The organism is Collinsella aerofaciens (assembly GCF_040926265.1).
Taxonomy (GTDB): domain Bacteria; phylum Actinomycetota; class Coriobacteriia; order Coriobacteriales; family Coriobacteriaceae; genus Collinsella; species Collinsella aerofaciens_BB.
Genome location: NZ_JBCOIL010000014.1, coordinates 23,224 through 41,739, shown reverse-complemented (window position 1 = coordinate 41,739; position 18,516 = coordinate 23,224). Strand labels below are relative to the sequence as shown.

The following is an 18,516-nucleotide window of genomic DNA, read 5'->3' as shown; positions in this document are numbered from 1 at the left end:
ACCCGATTAACCCCGTCGCGCGGTTACAATGCAACAAGGCATCTATATGGCATTCGATATAAAGGAGAAGGGTAATGCCGATTAATGATCCCGAGAAGTCGGAGAATATGCGCAAGTCCATCCGCGTGTATTCCGGTTCCTCCAACCGTCCCCTCGCTCAGAAGATCGCTGAGTACCTTGGGGTCGAGCTTTCGGGCCTTACGCTAAAGCAGTTCGCCAACGGTGAGATTTACGCCCGCTACGACGAGACCGTCCGCGGCGCCGACGTCTTCCTGATTCAGTCCGTGGCCGGCGGCAACGTCAATGACATGCTCATGGAGCTGCTCATCGCCACCGACGCTGCCAAGCGCGCATCCGCCCGCTCCATCACCGCCGTTATCACCCACTACGGCTATGCCCGCCAGGACCGCAAGGCCGGCCCGCGCGAGCCCATCACCGCCCGCCTCGTCGCCAACCTGCTCGAGCGCGCCGGCGTCAACCGCATCATCACCCTCGACCTGCACCAGGGCCAGATCCAGGGCTTCTTCGATATCCCGGTTAACCACCTGTCCGCACTGCCGCTGTTTGGCCAGTACTACAACGACATGCACTTCGACACCGACAACCTGGTTGTCGTCTCCCCCGATGTGGGCCGCGCCAAGGCCGCCAAGAAGCTGTCCGACATGCTCGGCTGCGACCTGGCCATCGCCCACAAGGGCCGTCCGCGCCACAACGCCGCCGAGGTCATGGGCATCATCGGTGACATCAAGGGCAAGACCTGCATCATCAACGACGACATGATCGACACCGCTGGCACCCTGTGCGCCAACGTCAAGGAGCTCAAGGCTATGGGCGCTGGCGACATCTACGTCTGCGCCACCCACGGCATCTTCTCCGGTCCGGCCATCGAGCGTCTGAACGACGCCCCGATCGTCGAGTGCCTCGTCACCGACGCCATTCCCGTCGAGGTCGGCGGCAAGATCAAGACCATCTCGGTCGCCGAGGAGTTCGCTCAGGCCATCTCCGCCGTTTACCACGAGGAGCCCGTCTCCACGCTCGTCGGCGGCGACTTCGCGCTGTAGTCGCTCGACCCTCGCATCCCTCCGGAAGCCCCGGACGCGCCTGCGGGGTTATCACGCGAACGTCCTCGCCGCTTTGCGGCTGCGGGATGTTCGCTTTGATAACCCCTCCCGGCGCGTCCGGGGCTTCCCGCTGTCTCGGGGCAGCTGTTTTCTGAAATGACTTTGCTGCAACCTTTCCTCGCCTTCGGCGGGCGTGGTAGCCTTTGTCGTTGATTGAACTATTTGTGTAACGAAGGGACAAATATGGCAGCTGCACAGCCGCTTAAGATTCGCATGGTTGCCGGACTTGGCAACCCTGGCGAGGAATATGCCGAGACCCGTCACAACGCTGGTTTCAAAGCAATCGACGAGCTGGCCCGTCAGGCCGGCGTCACGTACTGGAAAAACCAGGCCGGCGCCGAGGTCGCGCTCATCAACATCAACGATGCCGAGGAAGAGGGCGGCAAGCGCCAGATCGTGCTGGTCAAGCCGCAGTCGTATATGAATACCTCGGGTGGCCCCATCTCCAAGCTCTGCCGCGAGTACAAGATCAAGGCCGAGGAGCTGCTCGTGATCCACGACGAGCTCGACATTCCCGCCGGCGACGTACGTGTTAAGGTGGGCGGTGGCCACGCCGGTCATAACGGCCTGCGCTCCATCATCGACAAGATGGGCAGCCGCGACTTCAGCCGCATCCGCACCGGCATCGGCAACCCTCCCGGCAAGATGCCCGTCGCTGACTACGTGCTTAAGCAGCTGCGCGCCCGCGAGGCCGAGGATTTCCAGGACACCTGCGCCCGCGCCGCAGACGCCGCCGGCCTGGCAATCGTGCACGGCGTGATCTATGCCCGCGACCATGTCAACGGCGCCGCCTCCGCCAACGGCAAGCACTAAAACCTACCATTTAGGGACAGGTTTAGTTTGGCAGGTTTTACCTGCGGAAACGCCCTAGTTGCGGCATCGCAATAAACCCTGCGCCGCCATATACACATAGCACCCCAAAGGGGGCCGGCCTCATCACAACCCGAGGCCGGCCCCCTTTGCCGTTTTACCCGATAAAACTGACCAAAATAAACCTGCCCCTATTTGGTAGGCCAAAGTGGATAGACCCTGCTCCCAACCGCCGAAGATACACGTAAGCGACATGTCCATGAGGGTATAATTTGCACCGTATGTCTGCACAACGCCTGTGCGCGTACGGTTTTATTCGGGCTACCGTCCATTTCCGTGGAGGCACAGTTCGGTCGCCCTAACAAGAGAGGGGTTCTATGTATAAGATCCTGGAGAAGACGCAGTTCTCGGAGAAGGTGTTCAAGTTCCGCATCGAGGCGCCCGCAATCGCCAAGCATGCGCACGCTGGACAGTTCCTCATGGTTCGCGCCAATGAGACGGGCGAGCGTGTCCCGTTTACCCTGGCCGGCTGGAATGGTGACGAGGGCTGGGTCGAGTTCATCTTCATGGTGATCGGCAAGACCACCGAGATGCTTTCCACTTTCGAGGCCGGCGAGTCGCTGCGCGACGTCGTGGGCCCGCTGGGCGTTCCCACCGAGATGGCCGAGGGCCCCTGCGCCGTCATTGGCGGCGGCGTCGGCCTGGCAATTGCCTTCCCGGTCGCTAAGCACCTGGTCGAGACCGGTCACGAGGTGCACGCCATCATGGGCGCCCGCACCAAGGACCTCCTGCTCATGGAGGACCAGTTCCGCGAGCTCCTCGACGAGGACCACATCCACATCACTACCGATGACGGCTCCTACGGCGAGCAGGGCGTTGTTACCGCTCCGCTGGAGCGCCTGCTGCAGGACAAGGCCGTGAGCCAGGTCTTCTGCGTCGGCCCCGTTCCGATGATGAAGTTCTCGACCCTCACCGCCCAGAAGTACGACACCCCCATCACCGCATCGCTCAACCCCATCATGGTTGACGGCACCGGCATGTGCGGCTGCTGCCGCGTCGAGGTGGGCGGCGTGACCAAGTTCGCTTGCGTCGACGGCCCCGACTTCGATGCCACCCTGGTCGACTGGGATGACCTTCGTGCCCGCCAGGCCGCTTACCGTTCCGAAGAGGGCGAGTCCCTCAAGGCCTATGAGGAAAAGAGCTGCGCATGCCACTAGTTAACGGTCGTTTCGTTGCCGATATGAAGTCGCCCCGCACCCCCGATAACGAGGAGCCGGCTGCCGAGCGCGCCTGCGACTTCCGCCCCGTCGACAAGGGCTTCACCGAGGAAATGGCGCTGGCCGAGGCCGAGCGCTGCCTCAACTGCAAGAAGCCGTTCTGTGTTGAGGGCTGCCCCGTCAACATCAACATCCCCCGCTTTATCGAGCAGATCCGCGAGAAGGACTTCGGCGGCGCTCTCGATACCATCCGCGAGGACTCCATGCTTCCCGCCATCTGCGGCCGCGTCTGCCCGCAGGAGAACCAGTGCGAGGGCAAGTGCATCCGTGGTAAGAAGTCCGAGCCCGTGGCCATCGGCCAGCTCGAGCGCTTCCTGGGTGACCGCCCCGAGCTCGCCTCCACACCCAAGATGGCCCCCAAGAACGGCAAGAAGGTCGCCGTCGTCGGCTCTGGCCCGTCCGGCATCACCTGCGCCGGCGAGCTCGCCCGTAACGGCTTTGACGTTACCGTCTTTGAGGCCTTCTTTACCGGCGGCGGCGTGCTGGTCTACGGCATCCCCGAGTTCCGTCTGCCCAAGGCGGTCGTCAAGCGCGAGATTGACGGCCTGGAGGACATGGGCGTCAAGTTTGAGTACAACTCCGTCGTGGGCAACATGGCCACGGCCGAGGAGCTGTTCGAGCAGGGCTTCGACGCCATCTACGTGGCGACCGGCGCTGGCCTGCCCAAGTTCCTCAATGTCCCCGGCGAGAACCTGCCCAACGTCTTCTTCGCGAACGAGTACCTCACCCGCGTGAACCTGATGAAGGCCAACAAGTTCCCCGAGTACGACACCCCCACCAAGCACGGCAAGAACGTCGTCGTCTTTGGTGGCGGCAACGTGGCTATGGACGCCGTCCGCACCGCCAAGCGTCTGGGCGCCGAGCACGCCATCATCGCCTACCGTCGTACCGAGGACGAGATGCCCTGCCGTCGCGCCGAGCTGCACCATGCTAAGGCCGAGGGCGTCGAGGTTCTGCCGCTCGTCTCCCCGCTCGAGTTTGTCGCTGGCGAGGACGGCTCCGTGTGTGCCGTCAAGGTCCAGAAGATGGAGCTCGGCGAGCCCGACGAGTCCGGCCGTCGTCGCCCGGTGCCCATCGAGGGCGCCATCGAGGAGATCCCCTGCGACGTTGCGATCTCGGCTATCGGCACCAACGCCAACCCCTTCGCAAAGAAGATCGGCGGCAAGATGGAGCTCAACAAGTGGGGCTACATCGTTGCCGACGAGGAGACCGGCCAGACCACCGATCCCCGTATCTGGGCCGGCGGCGACATCGTCACCGGTGCCGCAACGGTCATTCTGGCGATGGGCGCCGGCAAGAAGGCCGCCGCTTCGATCACCAAGAGCCTGCTGGGCGAGTAATCACCCGCAGCGCTAGCCACCAAACGGCAAAGTCCCCGTCGAGCACACGCCCGGCGGGGACTTTTTTATAGCGGCCGCCCGACCACCATAAAGGGGCGGCGCCTTCGTGGTGGTTTTGGTCGGTCAGTCTTCGAGCTGCGCCACCTTGTAGCGGTAGGCTGCGGCGATGACGTCCTTGCAGCCTTCGCGGCCCAGCTTGGCGCGGTTGACGACGATGTCTTTACCGCTCGTCATCTTCCACTTGCCGGCGCTATAGCGCTTATAGAACGCCTCGCGCGCCTTCTGCTGCTGTTTGACCAGCTTGGCGCCCTTCTTTTTGTTAAGGCCACGCTTCTTGCGCACAATCTCGACGCGGTCCTCAAAGGGTGCGGTCACCAACACGGCAATGTGGTTGGGGTTGTTGCGCAGCAGGTAATCGGACAGACGGCCTTCGATAATGCAGCTCTCGGTCTCGCCCAGATCCAAAATCACCTGGCTCATCTTTTGGAACAACTTATCCGAGTACGAACGCGCATCGTAGCGGTCGGGCAGAAACGCCATGTTCTCCACGGCCAGACGCTCATCATAGGCGGCCATCTTATCAAGCGACTCGCCCGCGCGCAGCGACGCACGTACCAACAGCTCGTTATCGTACAGCGGAATCCCCAACTCGTCGGCAAGCATGCGGCCAATCTCGTGGCCCTCGGCGCCAAAGTCGCGCGCGATGGTAATGACCACAGGATTCTTCTTATTCTCCAGATCGCTCATCGCGATTCCTTTCTCTATGTGACAAAGGGGCTGTCCCTTTGCCACATTCTACGCTGCCACCATTCGCCTCTGATATGCGCGAACCAGCAACGAGATGCCAAAGTTGAGCACAAAGTACATCGCAAACACCAGGCCGTAGAGCATAAGAACCTGCGACAGGTCAATCGCGTGGGCCATCACGACATTTGCCGTGTACATGAGCTCGGCCACGTTAATGCCCGAAAGATACGAGCTGTCCTTAATGACGGTCGTGCACTGGCTAAACAGCGCCGGAATGATCGTCTTAAACGTCTGCGGCAGAATGATGTAGCGCATGGTGGCAAAGAAGCCAAAGCCCTGGCTCTGCGCTGCCTCAAACTGGCCGCGCGGAATCGAGTTGAGACCGCCGCGCACAATCTCGGCCATAACGGCGCTGGTAAACAGCGTAAAGGCGATGGTCGAAATCACAATGTCCAAACCCTGCACTGTAAAGTAGATAAACAGGATCCACAGCAGGTTCGGCGTGCAACGGAACAGCTCGATATAGGCGCTCACCAAAATACGGAACGGGCGGGGCGCATAGCTTTTAACGAGTGCCAGCACCGTGCCAAAGATGAGCGAGAAAAAGATCGACAGCGCCGAGATCTCGATCGTCTTAACAAAGCCGCCCCAAATGTAGAGCAGGTTGGTCGCGTTGAAGATTTCCATGCGCTAGGCCTCCTCTACGTTGTCGAGCCCCAGCTCGGCCAAGCTCACACCGCGCGGACGCTCCTTTGAGCGGCGCTCGAGCCACTGCACCAGCATGGCGAGCGGAAAGCAGATGATGAAGTACATAAGGCAGCAGACGATGTATCCCTGCAGGTAACCGTACAGACTCACAAAGTTGTCGGAACGGTACATAAGGTCGCCGCCGGCCACAAGCGCCAGCACCGACGTATTCTTGACCAGGTTGAGCGCCTGGTTACACAGCGGCGGCAAAATGATCTTGAATGTCTGGGGCAGCACGATGTACCAGTACGCCTGCGCACGGGTGAAGCCCTGGCTCTGGGCCGCCTCCATCTGACCGCGCGGAACCGCCTCGATACCGGTGCGGATGACCTCCGAAATGTAGGCCGCGTGATACAGACCCACGCCCAAGAAGCCCAGCACAAACGGCGCGATGCGCACCGGCTGGTCGGCACCGGTTATGGCCTGCAAAAACTGCGGTCCGGCCATGTACATAAAGAGCACCTGCACGGGCAACGGGGTGTTCTGGTAAAACTCCACGTACACGCGGCTTATGGCGCGCAACACGCGCGAGCGAGTGGTAGAGAACACACCCAGTAGCGTGCCCAGCACCAGCGACAGCAGCAGACCGGCAACGACCACCTGTAGCGTCACGCCAAAGCCCTCCCAGAAGGGCCCCATGTTTTGAAATGTCGTCGACCAACGGTCGGCGTCAAATAATCCTTCGAGCATTTGATTCCTTCCTTGGACGATGCGCCTATACAAGACCCCAGGTCTTGACCTCTTGGTCGAGCCAGCCGTCGGCCAGGCGATCGCAAATCACCTGATCGACCACGGCCGAAAGGTCGCAGCCCTTCTTGGTCGCCACGCCGTAGCCCTGCTCGCCAAACTTGACCTCGGGCTGCAGCAGCTCAACGGTCTCGTTCATGTAACCGGCCAGCGTGGAGCGGTCCATAGCAAAGACGTCGATATTGCCGGCGTCGAGCGAACTCTTGATGATTGGGTAGCCGCTAAAGGCCCTAAACTCGGGCTTACAGCTAAAGCCGTTGTCCTTAATCATCTGCTCGATCAGGCCCTGCGTGGTAGCACCCTGGCTCACGCCGATGATCTTGCCGTCCAGGTCCTCAATCGAGGTAAAACCCGAACGCTTCTTGACCATGAGTCCCACGTAGTCGGTGCGGTACGGCGTCGAGAAATCCCAGCTCTTCTTGCGCTCGTCGGTGATAGTGTAGGTCGCCGCGACCACGTCGAGTTGGCCGTTATCGATCAGCGGGCCGCGCGTCTTGGGCGTTACGTCGGTAAACTCGACAAGCTCCTGGGCGCGGGCCTCCTTGTAGCTCACGCCAAAGACGGCAGCGGCGATCTGGTAGCACAAATCGACTTCCATACCCTCAAAGCGGCCCTTGGCGGTGTCGTAATAGCCATAGCCGGGAACATCCTTCTTAACGCCGGCATTCAGATGGCCACGCGACTTGATGGCCGCAAGCTTGGACCCCTTGTCGGAGCCCTCGTCGCTGGTGGAGGTGCCGCAACCGGTAAGCGCGGTCCCCGTCAGCGCAAGCATACCGGCGCCCGCCAGCTGCAAAAAGTGACGGCGCGACACGGCCGCCCTCGTCATATCCGTCATGTCCATCACCGCGCCTAGTGCAAAATCTTGGACAGAAACTCGCGGCAGCGCGGGTTCTCGGGGTTATCGAAGAAGTGCTCGGGCGTGCCCTCCTCCAGAATGCGGCCGTCCTCCATAAAGATGACGCGGTCGGCCACCTGGCGCGCAAAGCCCATCTCGTGCGTCACGCAGATCATGGTGATGTCCTCCTGCGCGAGCTCAATCATAACGTCCAGAACCTCCTGGACCATCTCGGGGTCGAGCGCCGAGGTCGGCTCGTCAAACAGAATGATGGGCTGCTTGGTGCACAGAGCACGGGCGATGGCGATGCGCTGTTGCTGACCACCCGAGAGATTCTGCGGATACTCGCCGGCCTTATGAGCCATGCCGACGCGCTTGAGTGCGGCGATGGCGATCTCGGTCGCCTCCTCCTTGCTCTTCTTTTGCAGCTTGATGGGCGCGAGCGTCAGGTTGCCGAGCACCGTCATGTTGGGATACAGGTTGAACTGCTGAAACACCATGGAACTATACTTACGAGCCATCTCCAGGTGATTCTTCTTGGTGAGCGGCGTACCGTCGATGACGACCTCGCCCGACGTGGGCTCCTCCAGATAATCGACGCAACGGATGAGCGTCGACTTACCCGAGCCGGAAGGCCCGATCATTACGAGCTTCTCGCCGCGCTTAACGGTGAGATTGATATCTTTGAGCACATGCAGGTCGCCAAAGTACTTGTTGAGATGCTTGATCTCGATCATGTCTGCCATGAATGTCCCTTCCCTGCGTTTACACGAGTTGCACTATTGTACGGAAAGAACCACGTTTCCGCAGCCCACACTACATTCCCGTAAAGAACCCGCAACCTTTAACCCACTCATTGGGGACAGACTTAAATGAGTGCCCGCTCATTGGGTACTCATTTAAGTCTGTCCCCAATGAGCACCCAACCCCCTTGTTGAGCACAAGTCAGCGAAAACCCGTACACGCGAGCAAGGTGACGTGAAATGAAGGGGCGCGACCGCAATGGCCACGCCCCCTCAACATCAACTATATGCCGCTCGGCCCCTACGCGAGCTTTGCGCCGACGATCTTTGCCGCGGCAGGCTTATCAAAGTTACCGCCGGTGGCCTTGCCGAGTGCTCCCATGACCTGGCCCATCTGCTTCTTGGACGTGGCGCCCAGCTCGGCGATGACCTGCTCGATCAGAGCCTCGAGCTCCTCGCCCGAAACCTGTGCGGGCAGCAGGCTCTCCAGAATCTTGACCTGCTCGGTCAGGTTGTCGGTACGGTCTTGGTCGGTACCGGCCTTAATGGACATCTCCAGCGTCTCGCTCGTCTGCTTAATCAGACGCTTGATCATGCTGTTGACGTCTTCCTCGGTCACGTCGCGGCGCTCGTTAACCTCGATATTCTTCACCTCGGCCTTGACCTGGCGGATGATGGACAGGCGAACCTTATCCTTGGCCTTCATGGCGGCGATCATTTCCTGCTGCAGCTCTTCGTTGGTCATCTGCAAATCCTCCTCAATAGCGTGGGCGGCACTCGCGCGAGCACCGCCCCATGATTACTCAGTCGTCGACGAATCGTCGGTCGAACTCTTGGTGACGCCCTTCAGGCTGACGTTGTATGGCACGTCTTTGGGCATGGGATTAACGGTGATGTCGGCATCCTTCTTGTACTGCTCCAGCCACTCGCTGTATGCAGTACTGGCCGCCTGCGTCTTCACCACGTTGGAAACATACTTCTTGATGTCCTTGGGTACCTGCTTGATGTCATCGACCTGGCTATCGACATGGAAGTAGTCGGTGCACTTGATGACATGGTAACCGTACGTCGACTCAACCACGTCGCTCACATCGCCCTTGCTGAGGCCCTCGAGCGCCGTCTGATAGCTGTCGACGAAGGTAGTGAGCTTATCCCAACCCACATCGCCCTTCTTCTCCTTGGAGCCAGTGTCGTCGGAATACTGCTCCACGGCGTCCTCAAAGCTCAGCTCGCCGGAGTTGATCTTGTCCAGGCACTCCTGTGCCTTGGCCTTGGCGGCGGCCTTGTCCTCGTCAGATGCGTCGGAATCGACCTTGACCAGGATGTTCGACGAGCGGCGGGCATCGTTGTAGTTAGACAGATTCTCGTTGATGTAATCGACGATCTCGCTGTCCTTGGGCTTGCTGGTGGGCGCCACGGCATCCTTAAGCTTTTGCTGTGCCAGGCTCTCCTTGAGCGAGTCCTTGTAGGTGTCCTCGGTATAGCCGTAGGTCTTAAGGGTCTTCTTAAAGGTCTTGGCACCGCCCGCGCTCTTGCACGCGTCCTTCCATGCCTTCTCGACCTCCTCGTCCGACACCGTCACGCCGTTCTCCTTCTGTGCCTGCTGAAGCAGAATCTGCTGCGTGTAGGAGTCGATGAGCTGCTTGCGGTACTTCTTGGGCGTGAGGTCGTTGTCAACCAGATACTGCGCCCAATCCTCATCCTTGGTGTAGCCGTAGGACGTGCGCATGCTCATGATCTGCTTGGTCACGGTGTCCTCGGTAAGGTTGGTGCCGTTGATAGTGGCAGCAACACCGCCGGTCAGCTTGTAGCCCGAGGTGTCCTCAGCCTGCGACATAAGGCCGGAGCACGCCATCGCCGAGACAGAAAGCAGCATCGCCAGCACGCCGATGACCACCAGAACGATCTTGACGGTCTTAGACACGTACGTCTTGCGCTGCTTCTTGCGAGAGCTGGAGGCAGCGCGGGCCTGCTGCTCGGGCGTCGGCGCGGCCTCGGAGTTCTTTTTCTTATTTGCCATAGTTGGCCTTTCGCATAACGAATCGAACAAACGCCATTGTGTCACAACGCAGCCCCCGCGGCACGCTTGGTGCATTGGGGACAGGTTAATCTGCACCATTTTGGTGCAAAGGGGACAGATGCGGCACTTGGCACTTGGGGACTGTCCCTTACTGCCGGCAGAAAAGGAACGTCCCCAAGTGCCGACTCAGCCCCACCTTAGAAGTGGCGGCGGATGGCGTCGACCATGCCCTGGGACGTGGTCTGGCCGAGCACGTCGGCTGCGGCATCGGCGTCCATAAAGATGTTCATGAGCGCCTGCAGGGCCTCGACCTGGCCGCCCGGCTCGGCAATACCCAGATTGATGACGATCTGCACCGGCACCGGAGCGCCCATGCCAGCCATAGCGTTAAATGTCACGGACGCGGCGGGCTTCACCACCGCGATATAGGGCTTGGCCACAAACCCCGGATCGGTATGCGGAATGGCAATGTTTGCCGCCGGCATGGCAAGACCCGTGGGATAGGCATCCTCGCGCGTGCGAACGGCGCCGAGCCAACCGGACGCAATGTAGCCACGTGGTGCAAGCTCGCCCTCGAGCCGCGCAAACACCTCATCCGGCGTCGCACACTCCCAATCAAAAAACACCAACTCAGGCGTAAACAGCGCTTCGTTATCCGCCATGCGCTCACCTCTCTCACCTTGTCACCTGCGACGTTCTTTAACGACTAGTCATTGAAGATCGTCGCAGGTGATTACCTAAAACAAAGGATGGCCACTTGCGCCTTGGCGCCAATGACCACCCTGACTACTCGGCTAAATTGTACTGTGCGCCGCTAGCCGCGAGGCGCGTCAATTGCAACCTTGCCGCTCTCCAGCACGTGGACGCGGCCGTCGGCGAGCATCTGCACGACCTCGGGATACAGCACGTGCTCAATCGCGTGGATGTGCTCCTCGAGCGTGTCGACGTCCCAGCCCTCCTCAACAGCCAGCGCGCGCTGGGCGATGATGGGGCCGTTGTCGTAGATCTCGTTGGCAAAGTGCACGGTCACACCGGTTACCTTGACGCCGCGCGCAAAGGCATCGTCGATCGCATGCGCGCCGGTAAAGCTCGGCAGCAGTGCCGGATGCAAGTTGACCACGCGGTTGGGAAACGCCGCCAGCAGCGGCGTGTGCACCATGCGCATGTAACCGGCCATGACCACATATTCGCAGCCGCGCTCGAGCAGCTCGTGCGCGATGATCTCGTCGGCGGCGATGGGGTCGGCATAGACATCCTTGGACAGCGTGAGCGTCTGGATGCCCGCGCGCTCAGCGCGCTGCAAACCCTTAGCCGAAGGACGGCTCGACACCACAAGCTCAATCGAAGCGTTGAGCTTGCCGGCGGCGATCAGATCGATCAGCGCCTGCAGGTTGGTACCCGAACCGCTGATGAGCACACCGATCTTGAGCGGCTCGGCCGTATCGGTGCCGGTCGGACGGGTGTAGGGCACAAAGCCCAGGCTCGCGGCAGCAGCCATCTGCTCGTTAGCGCTCATCGGAGTACACGACCTTACCGGAGCCCTCGACGCACTCGCCCACGCGGAACGGCTTCTCGCCCAGCGCGACCAGGGCCTCGGTCACGGCAGCCTCGTCCTCGGGGGCGACGATCAGGCACAGGCCAACGCCCATGTTGAAGGTCTTGCATGCCTCGTTGGGCGCGAGCTCGGCCTGGCGCGACACGTAGGTGATGACGGGCGGAACGTCCCAACCCATCTCGGCGCCGTTGCGGGTGACCACGGCGTCGACGTCGTCGGCGAGCGCGCGGTTGAGGTTCTCGGTAATACCGCCGCCAGTGATATGGGCGATGGCGTGCACCGGAGCGCCACCGCGCAGCAGCTCCAGAATCGGCTTGACATAGATGCGCGTGGGGGCCAACAGGGCGTCTGCCAGCGATGCGCCGCCGAGTTCCTCGAGCGGACGGCTCAGCTCCTCGGCCTTAGCGGCGGCCTCGGGCGTGCCCGGCTTAATACCGTCGACGCCAATGACCTTACGCACGAGCGAGTAGCCGTTGGAGTGCACGCCGGTGGAAGGCAGGCCCAGGATCACGTCGCCGGGACGGACATTCGCGGGGTCGAGCATCTTGGGACGGTCGACGACGCCCACGGTAAATCCGGCAAGGTCGTAGTCGGCAGGAGCCATGACGCCGGGGTGCTCGGCCATCTCGCCGCCCACGAGCGCGCAGCCCGCGAGCTTGCAGCCGTCGGCCACACCCTTGATGATCTTTGCCATGTGCTCGGCCTCGATGTGGCCGATGGCAACGTAGTCCAGGAAGAACAGCGGCTCGGCACCCGAAGCCAGAATGTCGTTGACGCACATAGCAACCAGGTCCTGGCCCACCGTCTCGTGACGGTCCATGATCTGGGCGAGCACGAGCTTGGTGCCCACGCCGTCGGTACCGCTAATCAGAATCGGGTCTTCCATATCCTTAAGCGCGGCAGCCGAGAACAGGCCACCAAAGCCACCGATGCCGCCGATGACCTCGGGACGGTTGGTGTCCTTAACCATCTGCTTAATAGCGTCAACGGCGCGGCCGCCCTCGGCGATATCGACGCCGGCATCCTCATACGCCACATGCTTGCTGTCGCTCATCTGAGCCTTCCTCTCCCACTACCGTGGCGCCGCCCGGGCGCCAAACGGTGCTCATAGTTGCGTTCATTTCGGCGCGCGCCATAACAACGCGCGCCGTCATATCAACAAAACAGCAGGTAAAACCTACCAAAATAAACCTGTCCCTTTTTGGCAGGTTTTAGGCCTCGCCGTGTTCCTCTTCCCAGCTGCGATCGTCGTATTTCTCGACCACGGCGTCGTCATCAAAGTGCAGCGGCTTGTCCAGGTTGCGGGGCTTAAAGCCCTCCATGAACTTGTCGCGGCCAAAGCTCTCGGGAATCGCCACGGGGTAGCGGCCGGTAAAGCACGCATCGCAGTAACCGCCCTTGGGCATGACCTTAAGCAGGCCCTCGACCGAAAGGAAGGCCAGCGAATCGGCGCCGATATACTCGCAAATCTCGTCGACCGTCTTGTTGGCGCTGATAAGCTGCGACTGCACGTCGGTATCGATACCGTAGAAGCACGGCCAGATGACCTCGGGCGAGTTGATGCGGATATGAATCTCCTTGGCGCCGGCGTTGCGCAGCATCTTGACGAGCTGCACCATGGTGGTGCCGCGCACGATGGAGTCGTCGATGACGACCAGGCGCTTGCCCTCGATGTTGTCACGCAGCGGGTTGAGCTTCATACGCACGCCCATGGCACGCAGCTCCTGCGTAGGCTCGATAAACGTACGGCCCACATAGCGGTTCTTGATGAGGCCCTCGCCAAAGGGAATGCCACTCTCGTGCGAATAGCCCTCCGCGGGCGGCAGGCCGGAGTCGGGCACGCCGATGACCAGGTCGGCCTCGACGGGCTCCTCATGTGCCAGCTGACGACCCATGTCATAACGGCAGGCGTAGACGCTCTTGCCGTTCATGATGGAATCGGGGCGAGCAAAGTAGACCTGCTCAAAAATGCAGTTAGCAGGCTCTTCGGCGGCAGGCACGCCCTGCTCGGACACAAGGCCCTCGGCGCTGATGCGCAAAATCTCACCGGGACGGACGTCGCGGACGTACTCGGCGCCCACGATATCGAGCGCGCAGGTCTCGGAGGCAACGACCCAGCCGCCGGCGCGCGTGACATGGGTGGTGGCGTCGACCGTCGCGGCGCCGTCCTGCGACGGCAGCTGCGAAACGGATGCGGCATCGGCCTGGTCCAGGCCCTCATCCACCAGCTTGCCCAGCACGAGCGGGCGAATGCCGTGCGGATCGCGGAATGCGTAGAGCGCCTGCTCGTTGATGAGCGTCATGGCGTAGCCGCCGCGCACGAGCTCCATGGTCTTGCGAATGCCCTCGCGTAGATGGCCTGTACGCTGGGCAAAGTAGCCGATAAGCTTGGTCGCGACCTCGGAATCCGAATTGGAGAGGAACGGCACGCCCAGCTCGATCAGCTGGCGGCGCAGCTCGTCGGTGTTGACCAGAGTGCCGTTGTGCGCGAGCGCGATAATGACGCTGTTGATGGTGGAGAGGTGCGGCTGCGAGGCTTCCCAGCTCTTGGCGCCGGCGGTGCCATAGCGCACGTGGCCCACGGCCAGCTGGCCGGAGAGTGTCGACAGGTCAGCGTTGGAGAACACGCGGTCGAGCAGGCCCAGATCCTTGCGGACCATAACCGTGCCGCCATCACCCACGGCGATTCCCGCCGATTCCTGGCCGCGATGCTGCAGCGCGCGCAGACCAAAGTACGTCAGTCGAGCCACATCGCGATCGGGTGCCCACACACCAAAAATGCCGCATTCCTCATGCAGCTGGTCGGAGTCCGGATCATACGTCGACATGGTCTTCACCTGTCCCGCGGCGCGCTCGGCCGCGCGGATGGTTTCTTGAGACATGGCATCCCCTCAGAGCCTCGTATTTTGGCGTTACCCGCCTTATTATACGCACGGCGCGACGCGCTCCCCAGCGCATGAGCAGCGCTTTTTAAAAGCCCACCGAGCTAATAATCAGTTTTGTTGCCAAACATTTATTTGGCTTCACGACGTGGGTGGCAGTGCCACGCCGACCCTCACTACGCCACGCTTCGCCCGCCGTTAGGACTTACATTGTTGCAATTGGGACGTTCGTCCTGTCTTTTGGCAGGTCGGCGGCGTATCCTTGTACCTACAGCAAAACGAGAAAGGTTATGTATGGATCGAAACGAACTCGACCCCAGCGTCCCCAGCGCCACGGAGGTCAAGAAGATCCCCCTCATCATTAAGGTATACGCCGTCCTGTGCATCCTGTCCGGCGTGGGCACGCTCCCGTCGGTCGGCGCCTTTATGTGGCAGGTCATCACCGCACTCATCAACGGCAACGCCGCCGCCAAGCTCGGCGACAACACGCTCGTCGCGGTCGGACTGATTGTCGCCGGCATCATGCTCTCGGCTGCCAGTGCCGTCATCTTGATCATCTTTGGCCTGGACCTCATCAAGAACCAGCGCCGCAATGCCGCCCGTCTGTCCTATATCCTTATCGCGTTTACCGTCGTCGAGCTTTTGGTTGACGTGATGCTCCAGGGCATCGGGCCCTTCTTGCTGCGCCCTGCCATCCAGCTCGGCATCCTCGTCGCGCTTTCGGCCACCGTCGACCCCACACTGCGCCAGGAGCGCGAGCTGCAGCGCCGCCTGCAGGAGATGCTCGACCGCGACGCCGCCGCCGAGGGCATGCTCGGGCGCGATGAAACCGGCGAGGGCTACATCAAGCTCAACTACTTCAACCTGTTCTGGGTATTCTTTGTCTGCTGCGTGCTCGGCCTGGTCCTGGAGGATATCTGGCATATGACCGTCAACGATCCGGGTGTCTACCAGGACCGCGCCGGTATGCTGTTTGGCCCCTTCAGCCCCATCTACGGCTTTGGTGCCGTGCTCATGACCATGGTGCTCAACCGCTTCTATAAAAAGAACCCCATCATCATTTTCCTGGTGAGCGCCCTGCTCGGCGCCAGCTTTGAGGTGTTCGTGGGCTGGTTTATGCAGACCGCGTTTGGCGTGGTCTCGTGGAGCTACTCGCACATAACGCTGTTCGGTATGCCCGACCCGCTCGTGGTCCTCACGGGCGGACGCACCTGCACGGGCTTCGCCTGTCTGTGGGGCCTGGGTGGCCTCATCTGGATCAAGCTGCTGCTGCCGAGGCTGCTCAAGCTCATCAACATGATTCCGTGGAAGAGCCGCTACTCGGCTACCGTCATCTTCACCATCATTATGCTGGTCGATGGCGTTATGACGCTGCAGTCGCTCGATTATTGGTATCAGCGCGTCAACGGCACGGAACCGGATATTCCCGTTGCGCAGTTCTACGGCAAGTACTTCGATAATGACTTTATGGAGAATCGCTTCCAGAGCATGACCATGAGCCCCAAGGATGCGACGCGCGTGTAGCGTCAACCGCGTCCAAAACGCAAAATGCCCGCCGGTATCACACGTACCGCCAGGCATTTTTATAAACGAGTCTTCTATCGACGCAAGCCTCTACGCCTCGCGCTCGACCTCACTCACGCATTCGTTCTTGATGGTGCCAACGAGTGCCTGCAGCGCATCGACCACATGCGGGCGAATGTCCCCGCCAATGAGTACGAGCATGATGTCGTCGCCCACGGTAAGCTCGCCACTCGCCAGCCACACGCGCACATAGCCGATACCCGGCATCGCGCGCGTTGCCTCGATAGCAGCCTGCACCTTTTCGGCATCGAAGCCAAACACCATGCCGCCCACCTTATGTCCAGGCGCCACACCATCTGTCTCGACCCCACGCACCTCGGACTTAGGCGTCGCGCGCACCACGCCGTTATGCGTCAGATACATACCGCACGCAGATGCCGACGAATCGGTCTTGGCTTCGCGCAGCCAAGCATCAACCGAAGGCATCGATTTGCCACTTTCAAGCATCATTTCTCCTTTTTACTGTCGTCGAGTAGCTCATTTGGGACGGGGCTCTTTTAGCTACTCTCGAACCACTTATTCCTCGACCGGCGTGAGCACCATGACTGCGCGCGTATTGCTAAATGACAGCGAGCGGCAGGTCACAAGCGTTACGACCTTGGTTGCCGAAGCGGCACGATCGGTGGCATCACTCGCCACGGCAGAGGCACCGTCGAGCATCTCGGACAGGTAATTCTTCAGTCCGTCATCGCCCTCAAAGTTGGGCGTGCGCGCCTTGGCATACGTGTCCTCGACCACCTTGGTCGCCAGCGGGCGCAACTTATACGTCGCATCGCGCGTGATGTAGTACACGTATTCCATGCTGTCGAACGTCGCTTGATCGGTCGTATCCGAAATCACGTTGAACATCGAACCGTCATTCATATGATGACCGTAAATCGTGGTCTGCTGATCCACCATGCCCGGCGCGGTGTCGTCGCTATCCAAGAAGATGGCTCCCGAGGCATTGGCCGTACCGTCAAACAGCGTGTTGAGGTACTTGGAGTTGTTGTTGGTTTGCACCACGGGGTAGTTGATGTTAGTGCCGGGCGTGTAAATCCAACCAACAACCTCGGGATTTGTCTGGGCAAGCGCGTTGAAGTCGATAATCGGCACGCCGCTGGCGTCCTTGTCGCTCACATATTGCTTTTCGATCTTTTGATACGACTCGCTCGCCTGCTTGTAGCCAATCTGCGCGTTGATAAAGATGGCGGCCGCGGCAACGATCAGGCCAATGCCGATGATGATGAGCAGAATGGGAATGACGGAGCGGCGCTTTTTGCGCGGCGGCTCGGTATGGCTCGATGGCGCGGTATGCGCCGAAGAGCGAGGTGACTTCTTGGCCGTACTGTATGACGAAGGGCGATATGCAGCCGGCGTATCCTGACGGCGATGCTTCGCCGGCGTCACGGGACGCGGCGCGCGCGGCTGCTGAGGAGAGGATGTCCGACCCTGCTGCGGCGCGCGGGCTGCTCCCAACTTGGCTGAATCGGGAATCCGAGAAGCCGAAAAACGCTTTCCCTGATAGTCGGACATGGCTCTCCTTATGCTGCAAATGGACTGGCAGAGCGCTTAGGCGTCAGCCATCTCCTGCTTCATCTTCTCGATAACCTTGCGGTACTCGGGATCGCAGGCGCCCAGGATCTGCGTGGCGTAGATGGCAGCGTTCTTGGCACCGTTGATGGCCACACAGGCAACGGGCACGCCCGAAGGCATCTGCACCATCGACAGCAGCGAGTCCATACCACCCAGATCGCTCGTCTTCATAGGCACGCCGATAACCGGCAGCGGCGTAAACGCAGCCACGACACCGCCCAGGTGAGCAGCCTTGCCGGCAGCAGCGATAATCACCTTGATGCCGCGGTCGGCAGCAGTCGAGGCCCACTCATGGACCTTCGCCGGCGTGCGGTGCGCGCTCGCAATCACGAGCTCATAGGGCACGCCCAGTGCCTCGAGCTCGGCGGTGCAACCTTCCATAACGCCCAGATCGGACTTGGAGCCCATGATGATCCCGACAACCGGCTTCTGATCTGCCATAAACAAAGACCTCCTGTTGAGAGCGGTGACGCGGCGAATCCGCGACCCTTAACTACTGAGAGTAGTATAGCTGCTCCCGTCCCTGCGGT

General features: G+C 60.7%; 19 protein-coding genes. 5 read left to right on the top strand and 14 right to left on the bottom strand.

Annotation, left to right across the window (positions count from 1 at the left end; genetic code table 11):
• Window positions 1-74 precede the first annotated feature (74 nt).
• The 4 genes from AB5767_RS05630 (at window position 75) to gltA (ending at window position 4,548) form a co-directional block, all read left to right on the top strand.
• Complete coding sequence (locus tag AB5767_RS05630; protein ID WP_022094252.1) at window positions 75-1,061, top strand: ribose-phosphate diphosphokinase; 987 nt, start codon at window positions 75-77, stop codon at window positions 1,059-1,061.
• Window positions 1,062-1,304: 243 nt separating this feature from the next.
• Complete coding sequence (gene pth / locus AB5767_RS05625; RefSeq protein WP_199576303.1) at window positions 1,305-1,934, top strand: aminoacyl-tRNA hydrolase; 630 nt, start codon at window positions 1,305-1,307, stop codon at window positions 1,932-1,934.
• 374 nt (window positions 1,935-2,308) lie between these two features.
• On the top strand, window positions 2,309-3,148 hold the full coding sequence (locus tag AB5767_RS05620) for a sulfide/dihydroorotate dehydrogenase-like FAD/NAD-binding protein (protein WP_368132401.1): 840 nt from the start codon (window positions 2,309-2,311) through the stop codon (window positions 3,146-3,148).
• Complete coding sequence (gltA, locus tag AB5767_RS05615; protein WP_006235794.1) at window positions 3,139-4,548, top strand: NADPH-dependent glutamate synthase; 1,410 nt, start codon at window positions 3,139-3,141, stop codon at window positions 4,546-4,548. The genes AB5767_RS05620 and gltA overlap by 10 nt, the downstream gene beginning before the upstream one ends.
• A 123-nt stretch (window positions 4,549-4,671) precedes the next feature.
• Here gltA and AB5767_RS05610 read toward each other — a convergent pair whose 3' ends face one another.
• From AB5767_RS05610 to AB5767_RS05560, 11 genes are all read right to left on the bottom strand, one after another.
• The gene (locus tag AB5767_RS05610; protein ID WP_055285378.1) at window positions 4,672-5,295 is read right to left on the bottom strand and encodes a cytidylate kinase-like family protein; all 624 of its coding nucleotides are present in this window, start codon (window positions 5,293-5,295) and stop codon (window positions 4,672-4,674) included.
• A 48-nt stretch (window positions 5,296-5,343) separates the two neighbouring features.
• The gene (locus tag AB5767_RS05605) at window positions 5,344-5,982 is read right to left on the bottom strand and encodes an amino acid ABC transporter permease (RefSeq protein WP_006235796.1); all 639 of its coding nucleotides are present in this window, start codon (window positions 5,980-5,982) and stop codon (window positions 5,344-5,346) included.
• 3 nt (window positions 5,983-5,985) lie between these two features.
• On the bottom strand, window positions 5,986-6,732 hold the full coding sequence (locus AB5767_RS05600; RefSeq protein ID WP_035136546.1) for an amino acid ABC transporter permease: 747 nt from the start codon (window positions 6,730-6,732) through the stop codon (window positions 5,986-5,988).
• 25 nt (window positions 6,733-6,757) lie between these two features.
• Window positions 6,758-7,633, bottom strand: a complete 876-nt coding sequence (locus AB5767_RS05595; protein WP_368132402.1) for a transporter substrate-binding domain-containing protein — start codon at window positions 7,631-7,633, stop codon at window positions 6,758-6,760.
• Window positions 7,634-7,641: 8 nt separating this feature from the next.
• The gene (locus AB5767_RS05590) at window positions 7,642-8,373 is read right to left on the bottom strand and encodes an amino acid ABC transporter ATP-binding protein (RefSeq protein WP_022094215.1); all 732 of its coding nucleotides are present in this window, start codon (window positions 8,371-8,373) and stop codon (window positions 7,642-7,644) included.
• A 298-nt stretch (window positions 8,374-8,671) separates the two neighbouring features.
• Window positions 8,672-9,115, bottom strand: coding sequence for a GatB/YqeY domain-containing protein (locus AB5767_RS05585; RefSeq protein ID WP_117862823.1), 444 nt, complete (start codon window positions 9,113-9,115; stop codon window positions 8,672-8,674).
• A gap of 54 nt (window positions 9,116-9,169) precedes the next feature.
• On the bottom strand, window positions 9,170-10,390 hold the full coding sequence (locus tag AB5767_RS05580; RefSeq protein ID WP_368132524.1) for a peptidylprolyl isomerase: 1,221 nt from the start codon (window positions 10,388-10,390) through the stop codon (window positions 9,170-9,172).
• 197 nt (window positions 10,391-10,587) lie between these two features.
• Window positions 10,588-11,052 carry a PTS sugar transporter subunit IIA gene (locus tag AB5767_RS05575; protein ID WP_368132525.1) on the bottom strand — a complete coding sequence of 155 codons (465 nt, stop codon included), beginning with the start codon at window positions 11,050-11,052 and terminating at the stop codon, window positions 10,588-10,590.
• Between the two features lie 152 nt (window positions 11,053-11,204).
• On the bottom strand, window positions 11,205-11,906 hold the full coding sequence (gene purN / locus AB5767_RS05570) for a phosphoribosylglycinamide formyltransferase (RefSeq protein WP_006235804.1): 702 nt from the start codon (window positions 11,904-11,906) through the stop codon (window positions 11,205-11,207).
• Window positions 11,896-12,999 (bottom strand): phosphoribosylformylglycinamidine cyclo-ligase, encoded by a 1,104-nt coding sequence (purM, locus tag AB5767_RS05565; protein WP_368132526.1) that lies wholly within the window; start codon window positions 12,997-12,999, stop codon window positions 11,896-11,898. Before purM ends, purN begins: the two co-directional genes overlap by 11 nt.
• A gap of 157 nt (window positions 13,000-13,156) precedes the next feature.
• Entirely contained in the window at window positions 13,157-14,827 is a 1,671-nt protein-coding gene (locus AB5767_RS05560) for an amidophosphoribosyltransferase (protein WP_368132928.1), read from the bottom strand.
• 294 nt (window positions 14,828-15,121) lie between these two features.
• On the opposite strand from AB5767_RS05560, the gene AB5767_RS05555 reads away from it, so the two are divergent.
• On the top strand, window positions 15,122-16,351 hold the full coding sequence (locus AB5767_RS05555) for a putative ABC transporter permease (RefSeq protein ID WP_117848443.1): 1,230 nt from the start codon (window positions 15,122-15,124) through the stop codon (window positions 16,349-16,351).
• Between the two features lie 90 nt (window positions 16,352-16,441).
• Here the strand turns inward: AB5767_RS05555 and AB5767_RS05550 are convergent, their stop codons facing one another.
• The 3 genes from AB5767_RS05550 to purE form a co-directional block, all read right to left on the bottom strand.
• Window positions 16,442-16,858, bottom strand: a complete 417-nt coding sequence (locus AB5767_RS05550) for a molybdenum cofactor biosynthesis protein MoaE (RefSeq protein WP_368132528.1) — start codon at window positions 16,856-16,858, stop codon at window positions 16,442-16,444.
• A 69-nt stretch (window positions 16,859-16,927) separates the two neighbouring features.
• Window positions 16,928-17,926 (bottom strand): class B sortase, encoded by a 999-nt coding sequence (locus AB5767_RS05545; RefSeq protein ID WP_368132529.1) that lies wholly within the window; start codon window positions 17,924-17,926, stop codon window positions 16,928-16,930.
• A gap of 36 nt (window positions 17,927-17,962) precedes the next feature.
• Window positions 17,963-18,427 (bottom strand): 5-(carboxyamino)imidazole ribonucleotide mutase, encoded by a 465-nt coding sequence (gene purE / locus AB5767_RS05540; protein WP_006235810.1) that lies wholly within the window; start codon window positions 18,425-18,427, stop codon window positions 17,963-17,965.
• Window positions 18,428-18,516: the final 89 nt, after the last annotated feature.